The 26,904-nt window shown below is 62.9% G+C and carries 25 protein-coding genes and 1 riboswitch; of the genes, 9 read left to right on the forward strand and 16 right to left on the reverse strand.

Annotated features, from left to right (window positions below):
• Position 1: 1 nt before the first annotated feature.
• Together O6760_RS00620 and O6760_RS00625 are read left to right on the forward strand one after the other, a co-directional pair.
• Positions 2–1,384 (forward strand): amidase family protein, encoded by a 1,383-nt coding sequence (locus tag O6760_RS00620; RefSeq protein ID WP_269583560.1) that lies wholly within the window; start codon positions 2–4, stop codon positions 1,382–1,384.
• A 223-nt stretch (positions 1,385–1,607) separates the two neighbouring features.
• The gene (locus O6760_RS00625; protein ID WP_269583561.1) at positions 1,608–2,204 is read left to right on the forward strand and encodes a DUF4166 domain-containing protein; all 597 of its coding nucleotides are present in this window, start codon (positions 1,608–1,610) and stop codon (positions 2,202–2,204) included.
• Between the two features lie 5 nt (positions 2,205–2,209).
• Here O6760_RS00625 and tyrS read toward each other — a convergent pair whose 3' ends face one another.
• The 3 genes from tyrS to O6760_RS00640 all read right to left on the reverse strand — a co-directional run bounded on the left by tyrS (position 2,210) and on the right by O6760_RS00640 (position 5,120).
• The gene (gene tyrS / locus O6760_RS00630) at positions 2,210–3,487 is read right to left on the reverse strand and encodes a tyrosine--tRNA ligase (RefSeq protein WP_269583562.1); all 1,278 of its coding nucleotides are present in this window, start codon (positions 3,485–3,487) and stop codon (positions 2,210–2,212) included.
• A gap of 509 nt (positions 3,488–3,996) precedes the next feature.
• Entirely contained in the window at positions 3,997–4,581 is a 585-nt protein-coding gene (locus tag O6760_RS00635) for a hemerythrin domain-containing protein (protein WP_269583563.1), read from the reverse strand.
• Positions 4,582–4,658: 77 nt separating this feature from the next.
• Positions 4,659–5,120, reverse strand: a complete 462-nt coding sequence (locus O6760_RS00640) for a MarR family winged helix-turn-helix transcriptional regulator (protein ID WP_269583564.1) — start codon at positions 5,118–5,120, stop codon at positions 4,659–4,661.
• Positions 5,121–5,214: 94 nt separating this feature from the next.
• Between O6760_RS00640 and O6760_RS00645 the strand changes: the two genes are divergently transcribed.
• Positions 5,215–5,922, forward strand: coding sequence for a glutathione S-transferase family protein (locus tag O6760_RS00645; RefSeq protein WP_269583565.1), 708 nt, complete (start codon positions 5,215–5,217; stop codon positions 5,920–5,922).
• Positions 5,923–5,955: 33 nt separating this feature from the next.
• Here O6760_RS00645 and O6760_RS00650 read toward each other — a convergent pair whose 3' ends face one another.
• Both O6760_RS00650 and O6760_RS00655 read right to left on the reverse strand, forming a co-directional pair.
• Entirely contained in the window at positions 5,956–6,600 is a 645-nt protein-coding gene (locus tag O6760_RS00650; RefSeq protein ID WP_269583566.1) for a cysteine hydrolase family protein, read from the reverse strand.
• A 47-nt stretch (positions 6,601–6,647) separates the two neighbouring features.
• Entirely contained in the window at positions 6,648–7,115 is a 468-nt protein-coding gene (locus tag O6760_RS00655; protein ID WP_269583567.1) for a MarR family winged helix-turn-helix transcriptional regulator, read from the reverse strand.
• A 157-nt stretch (positions 7,116–7,272) separates the two neighbouring features.
• Here O6760_RS00655 and O6760_RS00660 point away from each other — a divergent pair, with 157 nt between their 5' ends.
• Positions 7,273–8,088 carry a class I SAM-dependent methyltransferase gene (locus O6760_RS00660; protein WP_269583568.1) on the forward strand — a complete coding sequence of 272 codons (816 nt, stop codon included), beginning with the start codon at positions 7,273–7,275 and terminating at the stop codon, positions 8,086–8,088.
• Positions 8,089–8,157: 69 nt separating this feature from the next.
• On the opposite strand, the gene gcvPB is transcribed toward O6760_RS00660, so the two are convergent.
• The 6 genes from gcvPB to O6760_RS00690 form a co-directional block, all read right to left on the reverse strand.
• Complete coding sequence (gene gcvPB / locus O6760_RS00665; protein WP_269583569.1) at positions 8,158–9,750, reverse strand: aminomethyl-transferring glycine dehydrogenase subunit GcvPB; 1,593 nt, start codon at positions 9,748–9,750, stop codon at positions 8,158–8,160.
• Entirely contained in the window at positions 9,747–11,093 is a 1,347-nt protein-coding gene (gene gcvPA / locus O6760_RS00670; protein ID WP_269583570.1) for an aminomethyl-transferring glycine dehydrogenase subunit GcvPA, read from the reverse strand. Before gcvPA ends, gcvPB begins: the two co-directional genes overlap by 4 nt.
• Before the next feature lie 253 nt (positions 11,094–11,346).
• Entirely contained in the window at positions 11,347–11,832 is a 486-nt protein-coding gene (locus O6760_RS00675; RefSeq protein ID WP_269583571.1) for an OsmC family protein, read from the reverse strand.
• Positions 11,833–11,835: 3 nt separating this feature from the next.
• On the reverse strand, positions 11,836–12,207 hold the full coding sequence (gcvH, locus tag O6760_RS00680; protein WP_269583572.1) for a glycine cleavage system protein GcvH: 372 nt from the start codon (positions 12,205–12,207) through the stop codon (positions 11,836–11,838).
• Between the two features lie 27 nt (positions 12,208–12,234).
• A complete protein-coding gene (gene gcvT / locus O6760_RS00685) occupies positions 12,235–13,386 on the reverse strand; it encodes a glycine cleavage system aminomethyltransferase GcvT (RefSeq protein WP_269583573.1) in 1,152 nt (383 codons plus the stop codon).
• Positions 13,387–13,568: 182 nt separating this feature from the next.
• A riboswitch (glycine riboswitch) is annotated at positions 13,569–13,661 on the reverse strand.
• A 186-nt stretch (positions 13,662–13,847) separates the two neighbouring features.
• Entirely contained in the window at positions 13,848–14,432 is a 585-nt protein-coding gene (locus tag O6760_RS00690) for a hypothetical protein (RefSeq protein ID WP_269583574.1), read from the reverse strand.
• 207 nt (positions 14,433–14,639) lie between these two features.
• Between O6760_RS00690 and ispH the strand changes: the two genes are divergently transcribed.
• The 4 genes from ispH to O6760_RS00710 all read left to right on the forward strand — a co-directional run bounded on the left by ispH (position 14,640) and on the right by O6760_RS00710 (position 18,019).
• Positions 14,640–15,638, forward strand: coding sequence for a 4-hydroxy-3-methylbut-2-enyl diphosphate reductase (ispH, locus tag O6760_RS00695; RefSeq protein WP_269583575.1), 999 nt, complete (start codon positions 14,640–14,642; stop codon positions 15,636–15,638).
• A 4-nt stretch (positions 15,639–15,642) separates the two neighbouring features.
• Entirely contained in the window at positions 15,643–16,608 is a 966-nt protein-coding gene (thrB, locus tag O6760_RS00700; RefSeq protein WP_269583576.1) for a homoserine kinase, read from the forward strand.
• On the forward strand, positions 16,605–17,057 hold the full coding sequence (gene rnhA / locus O6760_RS00705) for a ribonuclease HI (RefSeq protein WP_269583577.1): 453 nt from the start codon (positions 16,605–16,607) through the stop codon (positions 17,055–17,057). The genes thrB and rnhA overlap by 4 nt, the downstream gene beginning before the upstream one ends.
• A 62-nt stretch (positions 17,058–17,119) precedes the next feature.
• The gene (locus O6760_RS00710; RefSeq protein WP_269583578.1) at positions 17,120–18,019 is read left to right on the forward strand and encodes a diacylglycerol/lipid kinase family protein; all 900 of its coding nucleotides are present in this window, start codon (positions 17,120–17,122) and stop codon (positions 18,017–18,019) included.
• Between the two features lie 720 nt (positions 18,020–18,739).
• On the opposite strand, the gene O6760_RS00715 is transcribed toward O6760_RS00710, so the two are convergent.
• The 5 genes from O6760_RS00715 to O6760_RS00735 all read right to left on the reverse strand — a co-directional run bounded on the left by O6760_RS00715 (position 18,740) and on the right by O6760_RS00735 (position 25,873).
• Positions 18,740–21,652 (reverse strand): EAL domain-containing protein, encoded by a 2,913-nt coding sequence (locus tag O6760_RS00715; protein ID WP_269583579.1) that lies wholly within the window; start codon positions 21,650–21,652, stop codon positions 18,740–18,742.
• A 31-nt stretch (positions 21,653–21,683) separates the two neighbouring features.
• Entirely contained in the window at positions 21,684–22,322 is a 639-nt protein-coding gene (locus O6760_RS00720; RefSeq protein WP_269583580.1) for a GNAT family N-acetyltransferase, read from the reverse strand.
• A gap of 49 nt (positions 22,323–22,371) precedes the next feature.
• Entirely contained in the window at positions 22,372–23,661 is a 1,290-nt protein-coding gene (locus tag O6760_RS00725) for a M16 family metallopeptidase (protein WP_269583581.1), read from the reverse strand.
• A gap of 4 nt (positions 23,662–23,665) precedes the next feature.
• Positions 23,666–25,072, reverse strand: a complete 1,407-nt coding sequence (gene thrC / locus O6760_RS00730; protein WP_269583582.1) for a threonine synthase — start codon at positions 25,070–25,072, stop codon at positions 23,666–23,668.
• A gap of 204 nt (positions 25,073–25,276) precedes the next feature.
• Complete coding sequence (locus O6760_RS00735; protein WP_269583583.1) at positions 25,277–25,873, reverse strand: YqgE/AlgH family protein; 597 nt, start codon at positions 25,871–25,873, stop codon at positions 25,277–25,279.
• Positions 25,874–26,057: 184 nt separating this feature from the next.
• Here O6760_RS00735 and O6760_RS00740 point away from each other — a divergent pair, with 184 nt between their 5' ends.
• On the forward strand, positions 26,058–26,879 hold the full coding sequence (locus O6760_RS00740) for a protein-disulfide reductase DsbD domain-containing protein (RefSeq protein ID WP_269583584.1): 822 nt from the start codon (positions 26,058–26,060) through the stop codon (positions 26,877–26,879).
• Positions 26,880–26,904 lie beyond the last annotated feature (25 nt).

The following is a 26,904-nucleotide window of genomic DNA, read 5'->3' on the forward strand; positions in this document are numbered from 1 at the left end:
CATGGCCAGTGGACCATTCGACCTTCGCATGGGCGCGCTTCGGCGCGCCTATCAGGCGGGCACGATCACGCCTTCCGATCTTGTGCAACATATTCTGTCCCGTCTCGACGACGCCGACCAGAGCGCGGTCTGGATTTCGACCACCACGAAAGACAAGCTGATTGCAAGAGCACGTGAACTGGAAGGCCTGGCGGACAGCGGGAGGGACCTTCCCCTTTACGGGATCCCCTTCTCGGTCAAGGACAACATCGATGTCGAAGGCGAGGAGACGACGGCAGCCTGTCCGGGCTTCGCCTATCGTGCAGAGCACTCCGCGACCGTCGTCGAACGTGCGCTTGCTGCCGGTGCGATCTATGTCGGCAAGACCAATCTCGACCAGTTCGCGACGGGACTTGTCGGCGTCCGCTCGCCATACGGAATACCCGTAAACCCCTTCAACGCGGACTATATTCCCGGAGGCTCCTCCTCGGGCGCGGCCGTTTCGGTTGCCACCGGGGTCGTGAGTTTTGCCTTCGGAACGGACACCGGCGGATCCGGCCGGATACCCGCCAGCTACAACGGCCTGGTCGGTTTCAAGCCGGCCCCCGGCGACTGGAGCCGGCACGGTCTCGTCTTCGCCTGCCGCAGCTTCGACACGCCGAGCGTGTTTACCAACGGGCTGGAGGATGCGTTGACGGTCGACGGCGCCGTGCGCGGACCGGACGGCCTCGATCCCTATTCAACGGACTTCATGCGCAGCGATGACGGTACGCCGCGCGTGGCGGTGCTGCAGCCGGATCTTGCCAGGAACCTGTGCGAGCCGGAGATCCTCGGGCTGTTCCAGGAAGCCTGTGACGCGATATCAACCCTGTTTCCATCGGTCACACCGGCCGACCTTTCACCGTTCCAGGCGCTCAACGACCTGATGTTCTTCGGCCCTCTGCTGGCCGAGCGGGATGTCTCCGTCGGCGCGTTCATCGACGCGCAACCGGACGCCTGCCACCCGATCGTGGCAAGTCTCGTGCAGTCGAGCCGCAAATTCACGGCCGCAGATGCCTATCGCGCGCTTTACAGGATCAGGGACACACAAGGAGAGACGGCGGGTTTCTGGAAGAAGTTCGATGTCATGATCACCCCCACGGTGAGCAGTTTCATCACGCTGGCCATGTGCGAAGACGATCCGCTCGGACCGAATTTCCGGAACGGGACCTTCACGAATTTTGCAAATCCGCTGGGACTGGCCGCCATAGCGGTTCCCTTCGGACACTCCGAGGCCGGCGTGCCCTGGGGCATAACCCTGTACAGCCCGCCGGAAAGGGTTCCCGCGATGATCCAGGTCGCGGCGAGCCTGGAACAGCGTGGTCATGCAGCGGAACCTCATCTCATGAGCGCAAGTGAGAGCTGACCGGACTTGCCGCGGCCGGGCGTATCCGCAACTCCAGCGGTAACACTGGTGACTGTATTTCGAACGGGCACCGCACCTGCCTGGCGACAGGCAAGATCCCAGCCCACCAAGGCTTTCAATGCAGACGGCACGAAAGCCAATTGAAGGCGCCCGGGAGATTGAAGGATATTGGCGGTGTGGCTCAACTCCGTCAACTTCTCAGGGTTGTGTATCCGGAGGATCGGTGCGCACACTGAGAATTGTCATTCCTACCAGCTCTCACCTTCCCATGACCCGCACGCTCTACCAAACGATCCTCGGTTCCGATTTCGACCAGGTGCCCCGGGAAATCCGGGAGATGCACAGTTTTGCCCGCATTGCACGGGGCACTGCGGATGTCAGCCGTGGTCAAAGCTGGAGCGCCCGGTTGATCTGCCGCGTTGCGAAACTGCCGGAATCCCGACAAGGCGTTGCCGTGGAGACCAGCTTCGCTCCGATCGACGGCGGCGAACGCTGGACGCGATCCTTCGACGGCCAGCCGTTCCGGACGGACATGATGGCCGGCAGCGGTGAGGCTTTCCCGTGCATGGAAGAACGGCTCGGGCCGTTCCTTTTCAAGATGCGTGTGTCCGCATCCGGCAAAGGCATCGACCTGACGCCGGAAAAGGTGTTTCTGGGTCCCCTGCCCATACCACTCGCACTCGCTCCCCAGGCGGTCGGGCGCGAACGCGTGCGTGACGGACGCTATCGTTTTTCCGTGGCAGTGACCTTCCCGCTGATCGGGAAGGTCTTCGGTTATGAGGGCTGGCTTGAACCCGTCGCGCTGGAAGAGGAATCCTAGGAGACCTACTCAAACCCGACCAGTGCCTTGCGGCGGCGGCCGACGGAGACGGACAGGCGGTCGTTTGCCTGCAGGTCACCGGTGGCGATGCGGCGGCGCGGATCGTCGACGATGGCGTTGTTGAGACGCACACCGCCGCCTTCCACCAGACGCCGTGCCTCGCCGTTGGAGCCGGCAAACCCGACGGCGACAACCAGCTCCAGAAGACCGAGCCCTTCGGCCAGCCGCGCGAGCGGCAGCGAGTGGGTCGGCTCCAGGATCTCCCCCTCGCCGGAAAACAGGGCATCGCCCTGCTGCAGGGCAGCGCGGGCTTCTTCCGGGCCATGCACGATGGCGGTCACCTGGGTGGCCAGGATCTTCTTGGCCTCGTTCAGCTCCGCGCCTTCCAGTTCCGCCAGACGGTCGATCTCGCTCATCGGCAGTTCGGTGAAGAGCCGCAGGAACTTCGCCACATCCGCATCGGCTGTGTTGCGCCAGAACTGCCAGAAGCCGAAGGGCGACAGGTGCTCGGGATGCAGCCAGACGGCGCCGGCGGCGGTCTTGCCCATCTTGGCACCGCTGGCGGTGGTCAGGAGCGGCACGGTCAGGCCGTGCAGCTTGCGGCCGTCGCGGCGTCCAAGTTCGACCCCGTTGACGATGTTGCCCCACTGGTCGGAGCCACCGACCTGAAGGGCACAATCGTGCCGCTTGGCGAGTTCCAGGAAATCGACGGCCTGCAGCATCATGTAGCAGAACTCCAGCACCGTCAGCGGCATCTGCGCCTCGAGGCGCGACTTGACGCTGTCGAAGGTCATCATCCGGTTGACGGTGAACTGGGAGCCATAATCGCGGAGGAATTCCAGGAAGCGGAACTCGTTCAGCCACTCCGCATTGTCGACCAGCAGCGCGCCGTCTTCGCCCTCCATGTCCACCAGCCGTTCGACGGAGCGGCGGATGGTGGCAATGTTGGCGGCGATCTGGCGTTCTTCCAGCATCGGACGCGCATCGTTGCGGAAACTTGGATCGCCGATCTGGCTGGTGCCGCCGCCGAGCACGACAATGGGCCGGTGGCCGAGCTTCTGCAGCCAGCGCATGGTCATCAGAGGCATCAGATGGCCGACATGGAGGCTGGCCGCCGTGGCGTCGAACCCGGCGTAGGCGGTGATCGGCCCCTTCGACAAGGTTTCGTCGAGAGCCTCGATATCGGTGCACTGGTGCACGAGCCCGCGCTCCAGAAGCACGGCGAGCGCTTCGGATCGGAGTTTGGTGGCCGGTTTCCCGGCTTCGATCATGTGTCTGGTCATTTTTCGCTTCCTGGTTTTCCCCCGCCAGGAAGCTTGGATCTGAAACCAAAAAGCCGCCTGACGCGGCGGCTTTTGAGGTGTCTATCGGGTGAACAAGATCCTACGCAGCCGCCGGTATGTCGGTGACGTAATAAAAATACACGAAGGATGCGCTCGTCTTGGTCATGGCAGCTTATGTGCGCGACACGGGGACAAGAGTCAAGCCTGATGTGTTTTTGGTGATCAGCACCGACGAACCCAGTGACCGAAAAGCCTCACGGCAAAAGCCAATAGAAATGTAGAGCTTTCAATTACTCCGCAGTCGCCCCGGGCGAGCAACGCGAGACCCGGGGCCTACTCATTTCCAGAGCGTGCCTGTTCTGCGGCAGCTCACCCTTAAGATCTCCCGCTTCAGCAAATGGGCCTGCGAGTGGGCCCCGGATCTGCGCTGCGCTTATCCGGGGTGACACAGAGGGTATGGCCCGGCATGTGCCAGATCCAGACTTGAGGCAACCCAGAAAGGGGCTCCTTCACGACAGCCCCAGCTCGCGCTCGCTGCGATCCAGGATCAGCGGCACGATCAGGTCTTCCTCGTCGTCGAGATGGCGCATCAGGCCGGAGATCAGGGTGTCGCTGACACCGGCGAAATTGTCCGCCGCCCGGCGGATAGCGTCGCGGTCCCGGGTTCCCATCTGGCCAAACAGCTTGTTGGCGCTTTTCACCGCGGCCTCGATCCGGTGGTGGATCAGTTCGTGATCCCCTTCCAGCAGCTCGAAACCGGAGACCAGACGTTTTTCCGCCGCCATGAAAACCGGGAAGTAGTGGTGGTCCTCGATCATGTGGTGGTGATGCAGCTCGGACAGGAACTGTTGCAGGCGCGGCCCGAACAGCCTGCCGAAGCGGTCGACCGGAATGCGATCCTCCCGGAATTCCGACAGCAGCTCGTCCAGCGTCTTTCCCAGTTGCCGGAAACCGTTGTGGCGCGCCAGCCAGAATTCGGTGAGCGGCCCGAGATTGCCATGACCCGGCCAGTCCTCGCGCGGGTGCTCCTTCAGGAGAAACAGCCATTCCTCGGGCAGGCCGGTGCGTTGATCAAGTTGCGTGCCGTCGCTCATGACTGTCCTTTTCAGGTCACCTGGTTTCCGCCCTTATACGCACTTGGTCCCACTGTTGCCGGAAACAGTGTGTTCACTCAAGGCGAACGCCCGTCTCCCGGCAACAGGTGTCCAAGGATCTTCCAGAGCGTTTCCGCGTCGCCTGTTTCTAGATGCGCGGCAAACTCTGTTTCCACCGCGTCCCGGTAGCACGGCCACATGGTGTCCAGAAGCGCCGCGCCATCCGGCAGAAGGCAGATCACCACGCCGCGCCCGTCCTCCTTGCTCCTGCGCTTTTCCACGTAACCGGCGGCAACCAGCCGATCGATCAGGCGCGAAACGTTGTATTGCGCCAGCAGGATACGCTTTTCGATCTCCACCGGCCGCAAGGCCTGGCCGTCCGCACGCCGCAGCTCCAGAAGAATGTCATACCAGGCGAGAGGCGGAAAACCCTCCACCTTCAGACGGCTTTCCACCCGCGCCAGCACGGCGCCGCTTGCCCTTTGAAGCCGCGCCCAGACGTCGATCGGATCGGCAGATGTCTCGGGTTTCTTGTCCATGCCCAAGACTTAGAAACTTTATGCAGGTGCATCAATCTTGAATTTTCATGCAAATGCATTTATTTGAATGCAGCTGCATGAAAAGGAGACTCCCATGCCGACACCTCTCACCCTGATCAGCCACACGCTCTGCCCCTATGTGCAGCGCGCCGCCATCACCCTTGCCGAAAAGGATGTCCCGTTCGAGCGGATCATGATCGACCTCACCGACAAGCCGGACTGGTTCAGGGCCGCCTCGCCGCTCGGCAAGGTGCCGCTGCTGAAGGTCGGCGAAGACCGCTACCTGTTCGAATCCGCGCCGATCGTGGAATTCCTGGACGAAACATACGCACCGAAACTGCATCCCGAGGATCCGGTCGACCGCGCCCGGCACCGGGCCTATGTCGAATTCGCCTCACAGGTCCTGAACGGGATCGGCGCGCTTTACAGTGCCAGGGACGACACCGGTTTCACGGCAGCCTCGGACGCGCTGAAGGCCCGTTTCCGGCATCTCGACACGGTCATCGACGCGGCAGGGCCGTTCTTTGCCGGTGCGTCCTTTTCCCTTGTGGACGCGGCGTTCGCGCCGGTGTTCCGCTATTTCGACGTGTTCGAGACCTTCGTCGCGCTCGACGTCCTCGATGGTCTTGAAAGGGTCGCCACCTGGCGGCGCCGGCTTGCCGCCCGCAGCTCCGTGCAGAACGCGGTGTCCGCCGATTACCCGGATCTGCTGCGCGGTTTCGTCAGGAACCGGAACAGCTGGATGAGCCATCTGCTTGCACAGCACGAACGACGTGAGGATCTCGTCGCCGTCCAGGCATAAGCCCTCAACGGGATCGGTGTCGCGGCCAGGCTCTCAGGCGAGCGCGGCACCGGCCGTTTCGAGGTCCTGTTTCAGGCCGGCCCATTTCTCCGGCTGCGTCGTCAGCGTCGCATCCTCGCGGATCTCGACCGCATAGCCGCGGGCGAGCGCGCCCATGGCGGTGAGCTGGACGCAATAACAGCTATCCAGGCCAACCAGGATGAGACGGCCGATGCGTTTTTCCGCGAGCCAGGCCTCGAAATCCGGGCAGCTGAACGTGTCGCCGATGGATTTTTCAAATTGCGGCGCGTCGCCGACGTCGAGCGTGCGGTCGAACTTGAGCCCCTCCCGGCCCGGCGTTCCGACACCACCCGCGGTCAGTTTCATGGCGACGACCACCGGCCAGTCCCGGAACACATTGCGGATGAAGGCGACCTCGTGACCGGCAGCCCGGCTCGTCTCGATTTCCCGCGAGATGGCACCGAGCGCCGCGTCGCGTTTTTCCGGATCGAAGGCATGCCTGCCGGTGTTGCGGGTGAAATCCTCCTGGACGTCGATCACGACCAGCGCCGTTTCGGGCCGCACCGCCCTGTCGATCAAGATACCTCTCGTGGGCCTCGACAGTTTTCCGAGCGACAGGATGATATAGGCCACGAGGGAGAGCACCCCCAGTCCGATCGCAGTCCATAGTCCGGTCATGGCAGGCCTCCATTCAGGGAGTTGTTCCTGGGAGTTATTCCAGGGAGTTATTCCAGGGACTGGGGCCGGTCCGGGTCGTCCTCGAACGCGGCAAAATGATCGAGCATGGTGCAAAGCACCTTCTGGGCGGCGTTGAGATCCTCTTCGGAGAACAGCTCGCAGACCGCATCTATCTCGTCGTTTTCCTTCGCGCGGATTTCGCCGAACACGGTTGCTCCCTGTTCGCTCAATACGAACAGCGCCGAACGCTTGTGGGCGGGGTTCGGCCGGCGTTCGACAAGCTCACCCTCCTCCAGCGCATTCACGATCAGCTGGATCTGCTGACGGGCAAGGAACAGGACGCGGCCTATTTCAGGCACGGACATCGCTCCCGCCTCCTCCAGCACCTCCATGACGGCGCGCATGCCGACCGTGATGCCGGTTCCTTCCAGCTTCGCCTCCACCGCCCGCGCCAGACGCCGGTGCACCGGCCGGATCAGGCGGATGATCTCGTAGAGCTCGACAGATTTCCTCAAGCGGCACCTCTTTTCGACAATATGTATGTCATAATGACAATTAGATTGTCAATATACCGACTTGCTTCGCATTCGGTCCGGCGGGCAAACATGACAATGTGCCCACTGCGAAGGCTTGGCCTATACTGTGCTTCAGGTTTGTGGATCGGAGACAGCCATGTCCACGCATGAAAGCAACCGTCAGAACGGAACCTTCGCCGAGCGCTATGACAGCGTCATGGTTCCGGTGATCTTCCAGCCCTGGGCCAGGGAAATGCTGCGGCGGCAACCGCCGTCAGCGGGAGACCGGATCCTGGACCTCGCCTGCGGAACCGGTGCCGTGACACGCGAGGTCGCCCGGCAGGATGTCGTCCCCGCAAAACTTGCCGGGGTGGACATGAGCGCCGGCATGCTCGCCGTTGCGGCTGCAAAGGCGGGGGAAGCCGGGATCATGGCGGAATGGTTCGAAGCCGATGCCGGCAACCTCCCCTTTGCCGGCGACACGTTCGATCTTGCCTATTGCCAGCAGGCGCTCCAGTTCTTTCCCGATCGTGTCGGCGCCTTGCGTGAACTGCACCGGGTTCTTGCCGAGGGTGCGCGCGTGGCCTTCTGTGTCTCCCGCGATTTGTCCGAGAATCCCTTGCTGCGGGCGCAGTCGGCGGCGCTTGAAAAACATGCCGGGCCGGAGGCCGGAGCAGCGGTGCGCGCGATCTGCCAGTTGTCCGATCCGCAGGAAATTCGGGCAAATTTCGATGCGGCCGGATTTCGCGAGGTCAGTGTGGAGACCGTATCCCTCCAGCTGCATCACCCGGACGGATACGCCTATGCCGCGGGAGCGATGGGCGGCATGCACACGGGAGACAAGCTCTCCCTGCTTTCCGACGAGGAACGGCGCGCCTGTTTCACCGACTTCCTGGCCGAACTCGGCGACTGCTACGACGGCAAGGCCATCCGCTTTCCCCATGTATCGAATGTGGTAACGGCGCAGGCCTGAGGGACCACAAACAAAAACCCCGGCCGAAGCCGGGGCTTTCCAATCCTGTACGACAAATGCCGAGACCGCTTATTCGGCGGCTGCCGGAGTGACTTCCGCCGGTTCCGGTTCGCTCCACTTGAGCACCGGCTTGCGGGCCGCGCCGGTTTCATCAAGGCGGCGGCGCGGGGCAAGATACGGCGCGCCGGAGAAACGGTCGGTCTCGCCGCGCTTGGCACTCATGACCAGGTCGCGCATGGTGGCGACGATGAGGTCGAGAGCGGCCCGGCTTTCCGATTCCGTCGGCTCGATCAGCATGGCGCCGTGAACGACCAGCGGGAAATACATGGTCATCGGGTGATAACCCTCGTCGATCATCGCCTTGGCAAAGTCGAGCGTGGTCACGCCGGTGTCCTTGAGGAAGCTGTCGTCGAACAGCACCTCGTGCATGCAGGGACGCTCGCCGAAGGGCAGGCTCATCAGGTCCTGCAGGCCGACGCGCACGTAGTTGGCATTCAGCACCGCATCCTCGGAGGCTTGCTTCAGGCCGTCCGAGCCGTGGCTCATCATGTAGGACAGCGCACGCACATACATGCCCATCTGGCCGTGGAAGGCGGTCATGCGGCCGAAGGGCTGCTCGCCGTCCAGGGTTGCCGCATCCGTTTCGACCAGCTCAAGACCGTCATTGGTCCGGCGGATGAACGGCAACGGCGCATAGGGCGCCAGGCGCTCGGACAGGACCACCGGACCGGAGCCCGGACCGCCGCCGCCATGGGGCGTGGAGAAGGTCTTGTGCAGGTTGATATGCATCGCGTCGACGCCAAGATCCCCCGGACGGGCCTTGCCGACGATGGCGTTGAAGTTGGCGCCGTCGCAGTAGAAATACGCGTCCGCGGCATGGATCAGGTCGGCGATCTGCTTGACCTCGCGCTCGAACAGCCCGCAGGTGTTCGGGTTGGTCAGCATGATGCCGGCGATGTTGCCCTCATGCTCGGCGATGGTGCTCTTCAGCGCACCAAGATCGACAGTGCCGTCGTCCTTGGCATCGATGTTGACCACCTTGTATCCGAGCAACGCGGCCGTTGCCGGGTTGGTGCCGTGGGCGCTCTCCGGCACCAGCACGATCTTCGGATCGCGGCCGGCCGCCGTATGCGCCGCCTTGATCGCCATCATGCCGCAAAGCTCGCCATGGGCACCGGCTTTCGGGCTCATGGCAACGGCGGACATGTGGGTGGAGACCATCAGCCAGTGGGCCAGCTCGTCGATCAGCTCCAGCGCGCCCGGCACCGAAGAGACCGGCTGCAGCGGGTGGATGTCGCCGAAGCCCGGAAGGCGGGCCATCTTCTCGTTCAGCCGCGGATTGTGCTTCATCGTGCACGAGCCGAGCGGATAGAGCCCGCTGTCGATCGCGTAGTTGTTGCGCGACAGGCGCACGTAATGGCGCATGGCTTCCGGTTCGGCGAGACCCGCCAGGCCGATCTCGGCCGTGCGCTCGAAACCGCCGAGTTCAAATTCGGCGCCGTCGTCCTCGTCGAGATCGACACCGGTGGTTTCCAGCGAGCCGAATTCGAAGATCAGCGGTTCTTCCATGTCGAGACCGCGGTTGCCGGTAAAGGTTTTCGGATGGAACGCCCCGTCCGCTTCACCCGGCTTGGTCGGGCGGCCTTGCGTGTTCATGCTCATGCCAGCACCTCCTTCAGCGCGCCTGCGAAGGCCGCGCGGTCCTCGTCTGTGTTCACTTCGGTCGAGGCGACAACCAGGAGGTTGGCCAGGTCCTTGTTGCCCGGCTCCAGGCGCGAGACCGGCACGCCGGCCAGGATGCCGCGTGTCGCGAGCTCTTCGACCACGTCCTCGGCCACTTTCGGCAGGGCGATGGTGAACTCGTTGAAATAGGCGGAATTCAGCACCTCGACACCCGGCACGCCGGCGAGAAGCTTCTTCAGCTTCACCGCGTTGCCGTGGTTGATGCGGGCGAGTTTCGTCAGGCCCGCCTGCCCCAGCAGCGACATGTGAATGGTGAAGGCCAGGCAGCAGAGCCCGGAATTGGTACAGATGTTCGAGGTCGCCTTGTCGCGGCGGATATGCTGCTCTCGCGTCGACAGGGTGAGCACGTAACCGCGTTTGCCTTCCGCGTCGACGGTCTCGCCGCAGAGACGGCCCGGCATCTGGCGGACATATTTCTGGCGGGTGGCGAAGAGGCCCACGTAAGGCCCGCCGAAATTGAGGCCGTTGCCGATAGATTGGCCTTCACCGACGACAATGTCCGCTCCTTGTGTTCCCGGAGGCTCGATCAGGCCAAGCGACACCACTTCGGTGAAGACGGCGATCAGCAGCGCCTTGTGCTGGTGCGCCTTCTCGGCGATCGGCCTCAGGTCGATCATCTGGCCGTAGAAGGACGGCGACTGAACCACCACGCAGGAAGTCTCGTCGTCGATCTGGGAAAGGATGTCTTCCGTGCCGGTCGGATCGGCCGGCAGGCTGACGACCCGGTCGCCTGCCATGTTGGAGAGGCCCTCGACCACTTCCCGGTACTGCGGGTGCAGGCCGCCGGACAGCACCGCCTTGTTGCGCTTGGTGACCCGGTGGGCCATCAGGACGGCCTCGCCGGTGCCGGTGGAGCCGTCATACATGGAGGCGTTGGCGACATCCATGGCGGTCAGGCGCGCGACCTGGGTCTGGAACTCGAACAGGTACTGCAGCGTGCCCTGCGTGATTTCCGGCTGGTAGGGCGTGTAGGACGTCAGGAATTCGGACCGCTGGATCAGGTGATCCACCGTGGCCGGCACATGGTGCTTGTAGGCACCCGCTCCGACGAAGAACGGCACGGACCCGGCCGAGGTATTCTTCGCCGCCATGGCGGAGAGCTTGCGTTCCACTTCCATTTCGCTGGCGCGCTTCGGCAGGTCCAGAAGCTCTTTCATGCGGACATTTTCCGGAATGTCCGCAAACAGGTCGTCAATCGAGTTGACGCCGATCCGTGCGAGCATGTCGCTGCGGTCGGTATCGTTCAAAGGCAGGTAGCGCATCAGGCAGCTCCCAAGGGTTTGAGGTGCTTGGCAAACGAGTCCCGGACTATCACCGGTGGCATCCCGGCCAAGCGCAGCGCAGAGCCGGGACCCACTCGTTTGCAGAGCGGTTCATTTGGTCCGGGACTGGCGGCGTTCGCGTTTCCAGGCGACGACCGCTGCGGCCGGTTGATGGGCGAGCAGGCCCCGGATCTCCGCTTCGCGTCGTCCGGGATGACACGGGACATCCCGTGGTCCTATCGCTCCGCTTGCTTCAAGGCGCGACGAGGCGGAGCGGTTCGGGCTCCACCACGATCTCGCAATTCACCGAATTGGCGATGAAGCAGACTTCATGCGCCTTTTCGTGCAGGTCGGTCAGCCAGGTCGGATCCGGTTCTTCCGCCGCCACAAGCGTGATGGACGGCTTCAGCACCACTTTCGTAATGGCCATCTTGGCGCGCGCGACACGGCTCAATTCACCCTGTGCGTTGTCGCGGTAGCTGGACACGACGAAATTCGCCCGGCGCGCAAGGTCCAGGAAGGACATCATGTGGCAGGACGAGATCGCGGCGACGAAAGCCTCTTCCGGATCGACCGCGGCTTCGACTGCATATGGCAGGGGCACCACAGTGGGCGAGGCGCTTGCCGGGATTTCCAGGCCACCGTCAAAGCGCCAGATATGCCCGCGGGAATAGGCATTGCCGGCATAGTCGCCGTCACATGCCCATTCTACCTGTGCGGTGTAGTAGTGCCCTGCCATGAATTACAGTGTCTCCACGTAGGCCTTGTAGGCAGCCTCGTCCATCAGGTCGGACAGCTGAGCGGTGTTGCCGACCTTCAGCTTCAGGAACCAGGCCGCACCTTCCGGATCCTCGTTGACCTTCGCCGGCTCGTCCGCAAGTGCATCATTCGCCTCGACGACTTCGCCGTCGATCGGGGCATAGACTTCACTGGCGGCCTTGACCGATTCCACAACAGCGGCCTCATCGCCCTGGGACAGCGTCTTGCCGGATTCCGGCAGCTCGACATAGACCACGTCGCCCAGCTGTTCCTGGGCATAGGAGGTGATGCCGATCGTGGCGACGTCGCCATCGACGGAAATCCACTCGTGGTCCTTGGAATAATAGGTTGTCATGTGTTCAGGTCCATTCTCTGGAATGTTTTATGATTTGGGTTTGCGGTAATAGCGGTTCGGCACGAAGGGCATCTCGGCCACGGTTGCCGGAAGACGCCGGCCGCGCACGACAAGCTCCAGCGCTGTGCCGATTGCGGCATGTTCGGCAGGCACATAGCCCATGGCGATCGGCGCGCCGACGGTCGGCGCGAAACCGCCCGAGGTGACCGTGCCGACAACCGCGCCGTCGGGCAGCGCGATTTCCGCCCCCTCGCGGGCCGGCGCCTTGCCGTCCAAACGCAGGCCGACGCGGACGCGTCCCGGCCCCTCGGCCAGCTCGCGCTGGATCCTCTCCGCACCCGGGAAACCGCCTTCCTCGCGGCGGCGTTTCTGCATGCAGAAGGTGATGGCCCCTTCCACCGGCGAGGTCATCTCGTCGATGTCATGGCCATAAAGGCACAGCCCCGCCTCGAGGCGCAGGCTGTCACGGGCGCCGAGCCCGATCGGCTCGACCCGCTCGTCCGCCAGCAGCGCTCTTGCGATCGCTTCCGCCGCCCCGGCCGGTACGGACATTTCCACGCCGTCCTCGCCGGTATAGCCGGCGCGGGCGACATGGCAATCGATGCCGTCGAATTCCATCGGGGCCGCCGACATGAAGGCAAGGTCGGCTGCCTTCGGCGCATGGGCGGCAACCGCTGCGACCGCCTCCGGCCCCTGAACCGCGATCAGGGCGCGGTCCTCAACCACTTCCAGGCGGACATTTTCAGGCAGTCTCGACCGGAAATGCGCATAGTCGACATCCTTGCGCGCCGCATTGACGACCAGCATCAGGCGGCCATCATCCTCTTCGGACACCGACCGGGTCACCATCAGGTCGTCGATGATGCCGCCCTCGTCGTTCAGAAGAACGGTGTAGCGCTGCCGGCCAAGGCCGAGTTCGACAAAATTGGAGGGGGTCAGGGCCTCGAGCGCCCGTGCCGTCGTTTCATGGTCCGGGCCGACCAGAAAGGCCTGGCCCATGTGGGAGACGTCGAACAGGCCCGCCTTCGAGCGGGTCTGCAGATGCTCGGCCATGATCCCGGCCTTGTACTGCACCGGCATGGCATAACCGGCGAAGGGCACCATGCGGGCACCAAGTTCGACATGAAGGTCGTGAAGAGGCGTTTGTTTCAGATCAGTCTCTGCAACGGGTTCCGCCATGTACGGTCCTCGTGTTCGGGGTTGCGCAGTCCCAAACCGGCCCGTCCGGGCCCTGGTCTGTCTGCACCCCCTCTGTCCGAGTACCTGAGAGATTTCCCTTCAGACGCCGTGGCACCATCCGGTTACTCCTTCGGTGAGCAGTCCGCGCGGGAACCCTGCGGAGCACTGCTTTCCAGAGCGTTTGAGTCTGTGCGGTCCTTTAGCCTGAGAGTTTCCGGGGCGGTTGCTCCTTCGGCGCCGGGATGCTTTCACCCGGCCTCTCCCGCACAAACATGAACGTGTTGCCACGCCAACCGGGGGACGACCCCGATTGCGGCGCGATTGTGCGAGCCGGACATGGTCTTGTCAATATGCGACATCGCGGCCACGCGATTTTGCCCAGGTCCCTGATCCTGGATACCGGACTGATTGCCAGGCAACGCTGTTGCCTGCAGCCAAAGCGGCGGGTCTTGCGGCAGCCGCTATCGGCGCCGGCCCTCGTCGAAGCCGAACACGACCTTCGCGCTCCGGCCGGCCGGAACGGTGAACTTGTTCTCGATCAGCGTCCAGGTTTCACTCGGCGCACCGGCCCCGACCGTGACCGGAACGGTCAGGAGTTCGGAGGCAAGCGGCTTGTCGCCGCTCTCGCCCGATAGAATGGCGACCCGCAACGGCAAAACCACCTCGCCGCCTTTCCAGGCGGGCCCCGTGGTCACGTCACCCGACAGACCCATCTTGATGCGACGGGACCCGTCCGGTTCCTGTGTGCAGGTGTTCGCCCAGTCCTTGATCGTCGCCTGATAGAGCAGCCCCTGCGGATCGTCGTCCTTGCCGCGGACAAATTTCCTGATCAGGTGGGTGTTCGATTTCAGCTGCATCGGCGGACAGGGAACGGGCGCTGCAAATGTTTCCGGCGAAATTTCTATCGGTTCCTGGCCGCCGGAGATGATTTTCCCGGCAACGCTGTCCGCCCCGCCACCGCAACCGCCCAAAACTGCCGCGAAGAGACCGATGGTCGCGATTGCCTTCAGGGTTCTGCCGGTGACGGCGGGATTCGCACTGCTCATATTCTGTCCATATTCATGCATATTTGTTGGCGGGCTTCATAGCAGGTGCTGGAATGCTTGGCGAGACTTGTTGCGCGCAAACCTTGAACCGGCACATTGCGGCTTCATGCCAAAGGAGATTATTGGTGCGCACTTCACCGCACCTCTCTTGACACGGCAGACCCGCAAGCCCTTATTGCGCGCAGACAGGAGTGTCGAAAGCACCTCATGACCGAAACAGAACATGCAAAACCACCGCTGACCGTTTACCTGTGCGCCCCCCGCGGCTTCTGCGCCGGTGTCGAACGGGCGATCCAGATCGTCGAACTCGCGCTCGAAAAATACGGCCGCCCCGTCTATGTGCGCCACGAGATCGTGCACAACAAGTACGTTGTGGACGGCCTGAAGGCCAAGGGCGCCATTTTCGTCGAGGAACTGGAGGAAGTGCCTGAACAGCATTCCGACCGGCCGGTGATCTTTTCCGCCCACGGCGTGCCGAAATCCGTTCCGGCCGATGCCCAGTCGCGCAAGATGTTCTATCTCGACGCCACCTGCCCGCTCGTCTCCAAGGTGCACAAGGAAGCCGAAATCCATTTCCGGCGCGATCGCGAGGTTCTGCTGATAGGCCATTCGGGTCATCCGGAAGTCATCGGCACGATGGGGCAACTCCCCGAAGGCACCGTCACCCTGATCGAGACAGAGGACGATGCCCGCCGGTTCCAGCCGAAGTCGGACCGGCCGCTGGCCTATATCACCCAGACCACGCTCTCGGTCGACGACACGGCCGGAATCGTGGCTGCCCTGCAGGACCGCTTCCCCGAAATCGTCGCGCCGCACAAGGAAGACATCTGCTACGCCACCACCAACCGGCAGGAGGCTGTCAAACACGTGGCCCCTCGTGTCGATGCCATGATCGTGGTCGGCGCGCCGAACTCTTCCAATTCCCAGCGCTTGCGCGAGGTCGCGGAGCGCGCCGGCTGCCGCACGGCTGTCCTGCTTCAGCGCGCGGCTGAAATCGACTGGCGGGACTTCGAAGGAACGAGCGCCCTGGGCCTGACAGCGGGCGCTTCGGCACCCGAAACCCTGGTCGAGGAAATTATCGACGCCTTCGCCGAACGGTTCGACGTCACAGTCGAAATCCTGCGCACAGCCGAAGAAACCATTGCCTTCAACCTGCCGCGGGAACTCCGGGAAACGATCAGCCCGTCCCAGGCAGCCACCGGATAAAAGCATGGCAGTTTATACCGAAGTGAGCGATGAGGAACTGAGTGCCTTCATCGACACCTATGACGTGGGGCGCCTGCTGTCCTACAAGGGCATCGCAGAAGGTGTCGAGAACAGCAATTTTCTCGTTCACACGGACAAGGCGTCCTTCATCCTGACGCTTTACGAAAAGCGTGTGAACCCCGATGATCTGCCCTATTTCCTGAATTTACTGCAACATCTTGCCGGGAAAGGGCTGTCCTGCCCGACGCCGGTGGAATCGCGCAGCGGTGCGCTGCTCGGCACGCTGGCGGGCCGTCCGGCGGCGCTCGTGACCTTTCTGGAAGGCATGTGGGTCAAACGCCCGCGGGCCGATCACTGCGCCGAACTCGGCAAGGCCATGGCCGAGCTGCACCTTGACGGTGCCGACTATGACGGGTTCCGCAAGAATGCCCTGGATGTCACCGGCTGGCGGCCGCTGTTTCAGCAATGCGAAGACCGCAGCGACACCGTGCAGGCCGGCCTCGGCGCCGAGATCGAACGGGAGCTGTCGCATTTGGAGGCCGTCTGGCCGGCGAACCTGCCGAGCGGGGTGATCCATGCCGACCTCTTTCCGGACAACGTTTTTTTCCTCGGCAACGAACTTTCGGGCCTGATCGACTTCTATTTCGCGTGCAACGATGCCTTTGCCTATGACATCGCCATCTGCCTGAACGCATGGTGCTTCGAACTGGACCTGTCGTTCAACGTGACCAAGGCAAAGGCGTTGCTGAAGGGCTACAGCGCAGTGCGCCCGCTCGGCCCGTCGGAATTCGATGCCCTGCCGACCTTGTGCCGGGGCGCCGCGCTCCGGTTCCTGCTGACCCGGCTCTATGACTGGCTCAGCGTTCCGGAAGGCGCGCTGGTAACCCCCAAGGACCCGATGGAATATCTGAAAAAGCTCCGGTTTCACCAGAAAGTCGAAACCGCAGAAGCCTACGGACTGGAACGATGAGCGACGGCAACCGCGTGACGATCTATACCGACGGGGCCTGTTCGGGAAACCCTGGACCGGGCGGCTGGGGCGCCATTCTGCGCTTCGGCGGCCACGAGAAGGAGCTGAAGGGCGGCGAGGCGGAAACCACCAACAACCGCATGGAACTGACGGCTGCCATCGAGGCGCTGAACGCGCTCAAGCGCCCCTGCGCCATCGATCTTTATACCGACAGCACCTATGTGCGCAGCGGCATCCGCGAATGGCTCCACGGCTGGAAACGAAAGAACTGGCGGACGGCACAGAACAAGCCGGTCAAGAACGCGGATCTCTGGCAGGCTCTCGACGCAGCCCGGGAACGTCACGATGTCAACTGGCACTGGGTCAAGGGGCATGCGGGGCATCCGGACAACGAGCGCGCGGATGAGCTGGCACGTGGTGGCATGGCCCCTTACAAGGGCGGCGAATAACCCCTGAAACCTGTCTTACCTGCAAAGGCCATCGCTTGAGAAATTCCAGGAGGTCCGGCCCGGTGGCGCCATCGCATACGATCGTTCCCGATTCACCGGGCAAGGTCCTCATCATGGCCAACCCGACATCGGGCGGGTACAACGCGGACTTCCTGGACGATGTCCGCAAGCGACTGGAAGACCTCGGCAACAAGACCGAAATCAGGCTGACACGCCATGCAGGCGAGATCGGCGAAATCTGCTCCGATCCGCTTCTGCCCGTCAGGACCATCGTGGTCGCGGGCGGGGACGGCTCCATCAACGAGGCCCTGACCGGTTTCCTGGATCATCCTGAACCGCCGCAGCTCGCCGTGATCCCGTTCGGCACGGCAAACGTGCTCGCCCTGGAGCTTGCCTTGCCGCGCGAGGCCGCGGCCATCGCCGAAATGATCCACCGCGGCAACACCAGACCGCTGCATTTCGGCCTCGCCAATGGCCGGCCGTTCGTGCTGATGGCTTCCACCGGCCTCGACGCCGAGATCGTTCATGCCGTGCCGCTGGCCCTGAAGCGGCGCCTGGGCAAGGTCGCCTATGTCGTCACCGCAATCCGGGAAGGACTGAAGCGCAAGGCACCCCGGTTGGACATCGAGCTCGACGGCGTCCGCTCAACGGGCAAGCTTGCCGTTGCCTGCAATGCCAGGCACTACGGCGGATCCTTCGTAATTTGCCCGAGCGGTGCGACGGAACCGGGACTGCACATGCTGGTGCTGGAGCGGGACGACCCCTGGTCGACCTTCTGCTATGGCATCGCACTGCTTTTCGGCCGGATCCACAAGGCACGCGGCGCTTCCGTCACGCCCTTTCGGAACGCGCGGATCACCGCGGAAGAGCCCGTGGCCGCCCAGATCGACGGCGATCCTTTCGGCGCGACGCCATTGGACATCCACCAGACCGACAAGACGGTGCCGGTGCTGGTGCCATAGGGGAAAGTCAGCCTCACAGGATTTTGTTGTGCCGGCTCGAGACCACTCTCTCCGTCCTTGCAGGGCTTGCTCCACTGGTGTCCGGTTTAACGCCACTCAGTTTCAACAGGTCATTGTTTCATTGTCGATATTTATGCTTCTCCCGATCCGGGACACGCAGGGCTTTACCATCTGCGCCCCTCTCCCCCCTGGAGGGCTGGGCAATCGCATTTGGCAGAGCATGGCTCCCTCTCCCTGTGGGAGAGGGTTGGGGTGAGGGAACAAACGCCTGAGACCTGCAGAAAAGTCTGTCCCCTCACCCGGACCTTCGGTCCGACCTCTCCCAGTGGGAGAGGTATATTTGGCGACTGCGGACAGGACGTCAGTCAAATGCGATTGCCCTGCCCTGGAGGGGGAGATGTCTCCGGAAGGAGACAGAGGGGGGGCTCAACCTCTCAGCATACAAGGCCTTTTCCGAATACGAGGAACCGCTGCGCCCCCCTCTGTCCGGTTCCCGGACATCTCCCCCTCCAGGGGGGAGAGGGGTGCAAGTGGTAAGGCACTGCGTGTCCTGGACTAGGAGAAGCGTAAATATCGACAATGAATCAATGACCTGTTGTAACTGAGCCGCGTTAAACCGGACAGCAGTGGGTCAAGCCATGGCATGACGATGAAGCGTTCGTATGCTATTTGAGATACAGCCGAAGCGGCAAATTCACGGACAGGCTTGACCCTGCCAGATCAAGCCGTCTCCGCGGTCTCCGCCGGCATCTTGCGCAGGATCCTGGTGGCCTCGTTGGCGGACACGGCTTCGCCGAAGAAGAAGCCCTGGGCATACTCGCAGCCGAGCTGGTAAAGCTCCAGCGCGTCGTTCTCGCTCTCCGCGCCTTCGGCCACGACGGACATGCCAAGGTCGTGCCCCATGGCGACGATGGTCCGCAGCAGGACCGGCCGGGCGGAGGTCCCGTTCGGCTTCACGAAGGACTGGTCGATCTTGATCGTGTCGAAGGGGAAGCGCTGCAGATAGGACAGCGAGGAGTGGCCGGTGCCGAAATCATCCAGCGACAGGCCGGCGCCCAGTCCCCGCAGGCGTTCCAGCACCTTGGCGGAATATTCCGGGTTGGACATGACGAGAGATTCGGTCAGTTCCAGCTTCAAGGTGCCCGGTTCGACGGACGTCCGCGACAGCACCGCCTTCACGTCGTTGATCAGGTCCTGCTTCAGGAGCTGGCGCGACGACAGGTTGACGGAGGCGAACAGGGGGCGCGGCGACGGGAATTCACGCTGCCAGAACGCCAGCTGCTGCGCGCCCTTGTCGAGCATGTACATGCCGAGTTCGTTGATCAGTCCGGACTGTTCGGCCACGGGAATGAACTCGGAGGGCGAGATCTTGCCGCGCTTGGGATGGCTCCAGCGGGCGAGAACCTCGAAACCCGCGACGCCCTGGTCTTCCAGGCGGATGATCGGCTGGAAGAACACCCCGAGGGTCTCCTTCTTGATCGCCTCGCGCAGATCCGCTTCCAGGTCGACAATGTTCTTGTCGAGCGGACGCAGGATCGGCCGGAACACTTCCTGGCGGTCGCCGCCGAGCCTCTTGGCGTGGTTGAGGGCAATCTCCGCATTGGTGAGCATGTCCTCGACGCCCTGCTTGCCGCCCTCGAAGAAGGAGATGCCGACGGAACAGGTCAGGAAGATTTCCCGGTCGCCGAAGGTGATCGGCGCGCGCACCGCCTTGCGCAGCGCGTCGGCCAGGGCGACCACCCGGTCGGGTTCCTTTTCGGACAGGAGCACCAGGCCATACTGGTCTCCGGACAGGCGCCCGAGCGTGTCCTGCTGGCCGATCAGGCGGCCGAGACGGCGCGCGACCGTCAGCAGGATGCTGTCACCGGCGCTGAGGCCGATGCTGTCATTGACCTGCTTGAAACGGTCGAGATTGAGCACCAGCACGGTCGGCTTGCCGGTTTCCTCCGCCTTGGCCCGGACGACACTCGTGCGCAGCCGGTCGACGAACAGTTCGCGGTTGGGCAGCCCGGTCAGGTTGTCATGCACCGCATCGTGCAGGAGCCGTTCCTCGGCGGTGCGCTCCTCGGTGACGTCCAGCAGCGTGCCGACACAGCGGATGACCTCGCCGTCCGAGCCGATGATCGGCCTGGCGCGCAGGCGGAACCAGCGGAAGTGGCCGTCCTCGGAACGCAGGCGGAAGGTCTGCACCACCTTGCCGCGGCGCTGGTCGATGACCGCGTCGAGCGTAGCCCGGAAGCGGTCCCGGTCCTGGGGATGCAGAATGTCCAGCCAGTCGCGGGCCGGCCCCTCGAGCGTGCCGCGCTTCAGGTTGAGAAGATCCTCGACCTCGTTGCCGGTGTAGATGCGGTCCCGGTCGATGTCCCAGTCCCAGATGATGTCGCCCGCACCGGTCAGGGCCAGTGCCTTGCGCTCGATGTCGGAGATCAGCCCCTGGGCGATCGCCCCGCCGGCAAAGGCATGTTGCATCACGGTGAAGCCGATCAGCAGCACGATCAACACCAGGCCGCCGCCAAGAGCCGGCTGGACGATGTCGTTGGAAAGATACCCGGTCACGGTCATGGCCGCGCCGATGAGCCAGGCGATCAGGAGACACCAGGTCGGGATCAGCAGGATGGCGCGGTCGTAATGCTGGAAGGCCAGGACGGCAATGGTGACGAAGCCCAAAAGGCCGATCACCGCCAGTGCCAGGCGCGCGACGCCGGCGGCAATGGACGGATCCCACACGGCGACCCCGAGAAGACCCAGGATCAGGATCAGCGTGGTCAGTGCCAGGTGGGAGTAATGGATGTTCCAGCGGTTCAGGTTGAGATAGGCATAGAGGAAGATGATCAGGCTGGCCGCCAGCATCACTTCCGCGCAGGCCCGCGCCAGCTGGCTGCCACCGCCCTCCAGGTTGAAGACCATGCCCCAGAAGCCGAAGTCGATGCACAAATAGGCGAGCACCGACCATGCCAGTGCCGCGGTCGCCGGGAACATGACCGTGCCCTTGACCACGAACAGGATGGTCAGGAACAGGGCCAGAAGACCTGAAATGCCCAGGATGATCCCGCGGTAAAGGGTGTAGGCGTTGACGGTTTCCTCATAGACATCCGGCTCCCAGATCCGGATTTCCGGCAGGTTCGGTGTCGTCATTTCCGCGACGAAGGTGACGATGGATCCTGGATCCAGCGTCACCAGGAACACATCGGCTTCCAGGCTTTTCTGCCGTTCCGGCGCAATGCCCTGGCTGGGTGTGATCGCCGCGATGCGTGATGATCCGAGGTCCGGCCAGAACAGGTCGGAGCCGACCAGCTTGTAGTTCGGCGCGACGATCAGCCGGTCGATCTGCTCGTCGCTGGTGTTGGCGAGCGCGAACACCGCCCAGTTGGTGTTCGAACCGTCGCGCGAAGGCACCTCGATGCGGCGCACGATGCCGTCGGCCCCCGGCGCGGTGGACACCTGCAAACGGGTTCCCGCCTCGCGGTGCAGGTCAATGGAGTTGGTGATATCGAGCGCGCCGATATCGATCGGCACGGAGATCGGTTCCAGCGCCCGCGCGGGCAGGGCCGCGAACAACACCGCAATCAACGTCAAAGCAATGGCGAAGCTTTTCAACACGCTACTGGTAATATCCGGTCTTATTATCGACATGGGGCGAACAAGTACCGGTTTGAGGCGCATGTCACAAGAATTCTTTCAAGATACCCTCAACGCTCGGGGCCACTTTTGAAGGCCGCGACGCATGGTCTTCCGCCAGGCAGGCAAACAGCAGGTGATCCTGCCACGAGCCGTTGATCAGCAGATAGTTGCGTGCGTAGCCTTCCCTCTGGAAACCGGCGTTTTCGAGCAAACGGATGGACGGCATGTTTGTCGGCAAACAGGCCGCTTCTATTCGATGAAGGTTCAAAACGTCGAAACAAAACGGCAAGATCATGGCGACGGCAGACGACATGTGCCCTTTTCCCGCGTGGCGCTCGCCCATCCAGTAGCCAAGTGTCGCAGTCTGGCTGACACCGCGGCGGATGTTGCTGAGCGTCAGGCCGCCGAGTATCTCGTCGGTCCTTGCACGGAACAGGAGAAACGACAGGCTGCGGCCTTCCTTGCGGTCCCTGGCGTAACGGCGCAGCCGCCTGCGAAACCCCGTCTTTGTCAGGTCGTCGGAGGGCCAGAGCGGTTCCCAGGGCTTGAGAAACCTGCGGCTTTCCTCGCGCAGGACCGACCAGGGCTTGAAATCGTACATGATCGGCGGGCGCAGGTAATAACCGCCTGCCTCGATCAGCAGTTCGGCATCAGGTGATGTTCCTGGACGTAGCAGCGCCATGCTCCGCTCTCCGCCTTGTTCCTCAGGTTCGACGCCTGCGCACCGGACCTCACATGGATGCCGCACGCAGAACCGGGCTCTGCTGGAGCCTTTCTGCGAGCTCGCTCGTGTTCATGATGCCGTCAACCGGACCGATTGCGGTCAACGTCGGCACTGTGCCGACAAAGGTTTCGTGGGCAACCCGCCGGATGTCGGCAGCGGTCACCGCTTCGATCTTGCTCGAAATCTCGTCCGGAAGAAGCACACGGCCGTGCACCAGAATCTGGCGCGCAATCTGGCCGGCACGCGCTGCCGGACTTTCCAGAGCCATCATGAGGCCGGCGCGGATCTGGGCACGCGAGCGCGCCACTTCGTCATCGGTGATGGTCTGGGAAGCAGACACCAGTTCGTCGGCGATCATCGGCATCAGGGCGCCGAGGTCTTCCTGGCTGGTGGCGGCGTGCAGCCCGAACAGGCCTGTGTCGGAAAAGGCCCAGTGGAAGCTGTAGATCGCATAACACAGACCGTGTTTCTCACGGATTTCCTGGAACAGCCGCGAGGACATGCCGCCGCCCAGAATGGATGCGAGGATCTGGATGGCGTAATAGTCCTCGGACTTGTACGGCCGTCCCTCGAAACCGATCAGCACCTGCGCTTCCATGAGTTCCTTGGGCCGCAGCGTCTCACCGCCACGGTAGCTGGCATCGGCCTCGGCCGCCGCCGGTTCGCTGTTGAAGCTGCCGAATTTTTCCCGCGCCAGCGCGACAAGTTCATCGTGTTCAACCGCACCGGCAGCCGACAGGACCATGTCCGGAGCACGGTAGCGTTCGCCGAGATAGGCGTTCAGCGCATCGCGGTTGAAGCCCTGAACAGTCTCCGGCGTGCCCAGGATGGGTCTTCCGATCGCCTGGTCAGGCCAGGCCGTTTCCTGAAAGAGGTCGAATGCCTGGTCATCGGGGGAATCGTTGGCCGCGCCGATCTCCTGCAGGATCACATGCTGCTCACGCACCAGTTCCTGGGCGTCGAAGGTCGAGTTCTGGAGAATGTCGGCCAGGATATCGACCGCCAGCGGCGCATCTTCCGCAAGGATGCGGGCGTAATAATTGGTGTGTTCAATGCTGGTGGAGGCATTGAGCTCCCCGCCGACCGCCTCGATCTCCTCGGCGATCCCCCGCGCCGTTCTCGTCTTGGTGCCCTTGAAGGCCATGTGTTCCAGGAGATGGGTGATGCCGTTCTGGTGCACCGTTTCCGCCCGTGACCCGGTGCGGACCCAGACGCCGAGCGCCGCCGTCTTGAGATGCGGCATCTGGTCGGTCACGACCGTCATGCCATTTTCGAGCACAGTTGTTTTTACATTCATATAGCTACACCCCAGCGGTGACGGCCCGGGCGTGTTCTTCGATGAACTGCTCCACCACGCCCTGCTCAGCCGCCAGAACCTGCTGGCGCTCCTCCGCAGTCATCATTTTTTTCAGGTTTTCCGGAAGATCCGGGCGAACGCCGGCAGCTTTTTCAACAGCATCCGGGAATTTGGCAGGATGGGCGGTGCCAAGTACCACCATGGGCACCGTTCCGTCCTCGTGGGCCTTGGCGACATGCACACCGATCGCGGTGTGCGGGTCAAGGAGGTAGCCTGCCTCCTGCCAGGTTTCGGCAATTGTCGCGGCCGTTTCCGCCTCGTCACAGCGGCCGGCGCCGAACACCGCGCGCATCGCTTCCAGCGGCTCCGCCTCGATGGTGAAACTGCCCGACTGGCCAAGCTGGTTCATCATGCGCCGCACGGCATCTCCGTCGCGGCCGCTGACTTCGGCCAGAAGCCGTTCGAAGTTGGACGAGACCTGGATATCCATGGACGGGGAGATCGTCGGTGTCACGCCACGCTTTTCATAGCGGCCCGTCTCGAGCGTGCGCGCCAGGATGTCGTTGACATTGGTCGCGACGATGAGTTTTTCCACCGGCAGGCCCATCTGCATGGCCGCATATCCGGCAAAGATATCGCCGAAATTGCCGGTCGGCACCGTGAAGGAGACCTTCCGGTGCGGTGCACCGAGTGCGGCACCGGCGACGAAATAATAGACGATTTGCGCCAGGATCCGCGCCCAGTTGATCGAGTTGACGCCGGACAGCATTACCCGGTCACGGAAGGCGAAATGATTGAACATGCCCTTCACGATCGCCTGGCAATCGTCGAAGTTGCCGGTCAGGGCCAGGGCATGGACGTTGTCTTCCACCGGCGTCGTCATCTGGCGACGTTGCACGTTCGACACGCGCCCGTCCGGGAACAGGATAAAGATATCGGTCCGGTCGCGGCCCCGGAACGCCTCGATCGCGGCGCCGCCCGTGTCGCCGGAGGTCGCGCCGACAATGGTCGCGCGCAGGCCGCGCTCGCTCAGGACATGATCCATCATGCGGCCAAGCAGCTGCATGGCGACATCCTTGAACGCCAGCGTCGGGCCGTGGAACAATTCCAGAATGAAGGTGTTCGAGCCTGTCTGCACCAGCGGCGTCACCGCCGGGTGCCGGAAGCCGGCATAGGCCTCGTCGATCATCGCCTTGAGAACATCTTCGGCAATGGCCTCGCCCACGAACGGCCGGATGACTTCAAGGGCGACATCCTGATAAGGCTTGCCGGCGAAAGAGGCTATGGTCGCCGCATCGAATTGCGGCCAGGTTTCAGGAAGATAAAGACCGCCATCGCGTGCGAGCCCCTGCAGCAGGACATCTGAAAAATCCAGAACCGGAGCTTCCCCACGCGTGCTGATATATTTCACCGCGCAACTTTCCTTTTTGTCATCGTTGCGGGACGCTTGCCGTCCCCTGCCCTTTGAGCCGGACATTCAGACTACTTGAAACCCGGCAGATTTGAAACAAACCATGCCATTCATGCGACTTACGCGCCAGAACAATCAAGCGCAAGTCGCTTTTGGCTAAAATGATGACCATGGAGGACCGGAGAAGAGCCGGCGCTCCCGCCCTCAGGCGTGTCCGGCGTCGGAAAACAGCATGGCCGGATCAATACCGAGCGAACCGAGCGCACGGTGCCACTTGCTGCCGGAATCCGGGTCGAAAAGAATGTCCGGATCTGCTTCGGCCGTCAGCCAGCCATTGGACTGGATTTCGGTTTCCAGCTGTCCGGGGCCCCAACCGGCATAGCCAAGTGCGAGCATTGCCTGGTTCGGACCGGCGCCCTGCGCGAGCGCGCGCAGGATTTCGAGTGTCGCCGTCAGGCAGATGCCGTTGTCGATCGTCAGCGTGGACTGGTTGAGCATGAAATCGTCGCTGTGCAGGACGAAGCCCCGCTCGACCTCCACCGGTCCGCCCTTGTGAACGTTCATGTCCCGGATTTTCGGCGGCAGGCGGATCGCGCTCTCGTCGTTGAGGATATCAAGCTGGATAAGCAGTTCCTCGAGGGATAGATGCCGGGCGACCTGGTTGACCACCAGCCCCATGGCGCCCTGCTCGGAATGTGAACACATGTATATCACGGAATGTTCGAACCGGCTGTCCGCCATGCTCGGCATCGCAATCAGAAACTGACCTTCGAGGGTGTCTGTTGCTTCGGTTCCGTCCATGCGTACCTCGTACCTGGTTGACGCCCACCGCCTCCGGGAAAGCATAGCCTCTTTGCCCGGCTTTGTTAATGTCTGTTTGCGCGACCTGCCCTCCGTGGAGCTCACAAGACCGTCACGAGGATATGACCCGCCGGACGTCTTGTGACCGATGACGCTGGCCCGAAACTGGTGTAGCTAAAAGACCATGAAACGCCTATCCGCTCTTTTCGCCGTGCTTCTTCCGCTTCTGCCCGCTCCCGGTCTCGCGGAGACGACCGACTGGACCGAAGTCCATGGAGGTGCCGTGCGCCTGATCACGTCCGGACCGATCGACGACGGGCAGTATCTGGCAGGCCTTGAGTTCATGCTGGAGCCGGGCTGGCACACCTACTGGCGCTATCCGGGTGAGGCGGGCATACCGCCACAGATCGCCACCGAAGGCAGCACGAACGTCCGGTCTCTGGACGTGCTTTACCCTGTCCCGGAGCGTTACAACGACGGCTTTTCGGAATCGATCGTCTATCATGACGGCATCGTTCTGCCCCTCAAGGTCACACCGGAAGATCCCGCCAAGGCGGTGTCTCTCTCCCTTGACCTGTTTTTCGGCATCTGCAGTGATATCTGCGTCCCGGGCGATGCGGCGCTGACGCTCGAACTGACCCCTTCCGCAAGCGAGGACACACTTGCCGAACGGCTGATCCGGCGGGACCTGGACAATGTCCCCACACAGGCCGGCAAGGACGGCTTGCGGATCCGGTCCGTCACGATGGGCGAAACCGGTGACGCGCTGGTTATCGAGGCAGATGTCGGCGGAGCCGCGGAGGCGGATCTCTTTGCGGCGGGGCCCGACGGATCCTACATAGCCCTGCCCAAACCGGCGAGCCGCCCAACGGGCAAGGCGGCCTGGACCCTGTCCACCAAGGGACTTTCAACGACGGACACCGACACCACGCTGCGCCTTGTCCTGACCGCGGGCAGCGAGGCGATCGAGCATCTGGAACCGATCCCTTCCAGCTGGACGCAATAGCAAGGCCACGGGCCCGACATCCGAA

It is taken from the genome of Roseibium sp. Sym1, assembly GCF_027359675.1.
In the GTDB taxonomy this organism is placed as follows: Bacteria; Pseudomonadota; Alphaproteobacteria; order Rhizobiales; family Stappiaceae; genus Roseibium.

What these genes read in the sequence shown, in the direction of transcription:
- O6760_RS00620 (WP_269583560.1), top strand. Translation starts at nt 2, where the DNA reads ATGGCCAGTGGACCATTCGACCTTCGCATGGGCGCGCTTCGGCGCGCC.
- tyrS (WP_269583562.1), bottom strand. Translation starts at nt 3,487, where the DNA reads ATGACCAGACACATGATCGAAGCCGGGAAACCGGCCACCAAACTCCGA.
- O6760_RS00635 (WP_269583563.1), bottom strand. Translation starts at nt 4,581, where the DNA reads ATGAGCGACGGCACGCAACTTGATCAACGCACCGGCCTGCCCGAGGAA.
- O6760_RS00640 (WP_269583564.1), bottom strand. Translation starts at nt 5,120, where the DNA reads ATGGACAAGAAACCCGAGACATCTGCCGATCCGATCGACGTCTGGGCG.
- O6760_RS00645 (WP_269583565.1), top strand. Translation starts at nt 5,215, where the DNA reads ATGCCGACACCTCTCACCCTGATCAGCCACACGCTCTGCCCCTATGTG.
- O6760_RS00650 (WP_269583566.1), bottom strand. Translation starts at nt 6,600, where the DNA reads ATGACCGGACTATGGACTGCGATCGGACTGGGGGTGCTCTCCCTCGTG.
- O6760_RS00660 (WP_269583568.1), top strand. Translation starts at nt 7,273, where the DNA reads ATGTCCACGCATGAAAGCAACCGTCAGAACGGAACCTTCGCCGAGCGC.
- gcvPB (WP_269583569.1), bottom strand. Translation starts at nt 9,750, where the DNA reads ATGAGCATGAACACGCAAGGCCGCCCGACCAAGCCGGGTGAAGCGGAC.
- gcvPA (WP_269583570.1), bottom strand. Translation starts at nt 11,093, where the DNA reads ATGCGCTACCTGCCTTTGAACGATACCGACCGCAGCGACATGCTCGCA.
- O6760_RS00675 (WP_269583571.1), bottom strand. Translation starts at nt 11,832, where the DNA reads ATGGCAGGGCACTACTACACCGCACAGGTAGAATGGGCATGTGACGGC.
- gcvH (WP_269583572.1), bottom strand. Translation starts at nt 12,207, where the DNA reads ATGACAACCTATTATTCCAAGGACCACGAGTGGATTTCCGTCGATGGC.
- gcvT (WP_269583573.1), bottom strand. Translation starts at nt 13,386, where the DNA reads ATGGCGGAACCCGTTGCAGAGACTGATCTGAAACAAACGCCTCTTCAC.
- O6760_RS00690 (WP_269583574.1), bottom strand. Translation starts at nt 14,432, where the DNA reads ATGAGCAGTGCGAATCCCGCCGTCACCGGCAGAACCCTGAAGGCAATC.
- ispH (WP_269583575.1), top strand. Translation starts at nt 14,640, where the DNA reads ATGACCGAAACAGAACATGCAAAACCACCGCTGACCGTTTACCTGTGC.
- thrB (WP_269583576.1), top strand. Translation starts at nt 15,643, where the DNA reads ATGGCAGTTTATACCGAAGTGAGCGATGAGGAACTGAGTGCCTTCATC.
- rnhA (WP_269583577.1), top strand. Translation starts at nt 16,605, where the DNA reads ATGAGCGACGGCAACCGCGTGACGATCTATACCGACGGGGCCTGTTCG.
- O6760_RS00715 (WP_269583579.1), bottom strand. Translation starts at nt 21,652, where the DNA reads ATGTCGATAATAAGACCGGATATTACCAGTAGCGTGTTGAAAAGCTTC.
- O6760_RS00720 (WP_269583580.1), bottom strand. Translation starts at nt 22,322, where the DNA reads ATGGCGCTGCTACGTCCAGGAACATCACCTGATGCCGAACTGCTGATC.
- O6760_RS00725 (WP_269583581.1), bottom strand. Translation starts at nt 23,661, where the DNA reads ATGAATGTAAAAACAACTGTGCTCGAAAATGGCATGACGGTCGTGACC.
- O6760_RS00735 (WP_269583583.1), bottom strand. Translation starts at nt 25,873, where the DNA reads ATGGACGGAACCGAAGCAACAGACACCCTCGAAGGTCAGTTTCTGATT.
- O6760_RS00740 (WP_269583584.1), top strand. Translation starts at nt 26,058, where the DNA reads ATGAAACGCCTATCCGCTCTTTTCGCCGTGCTTCTTCCGCTTCTGCCC.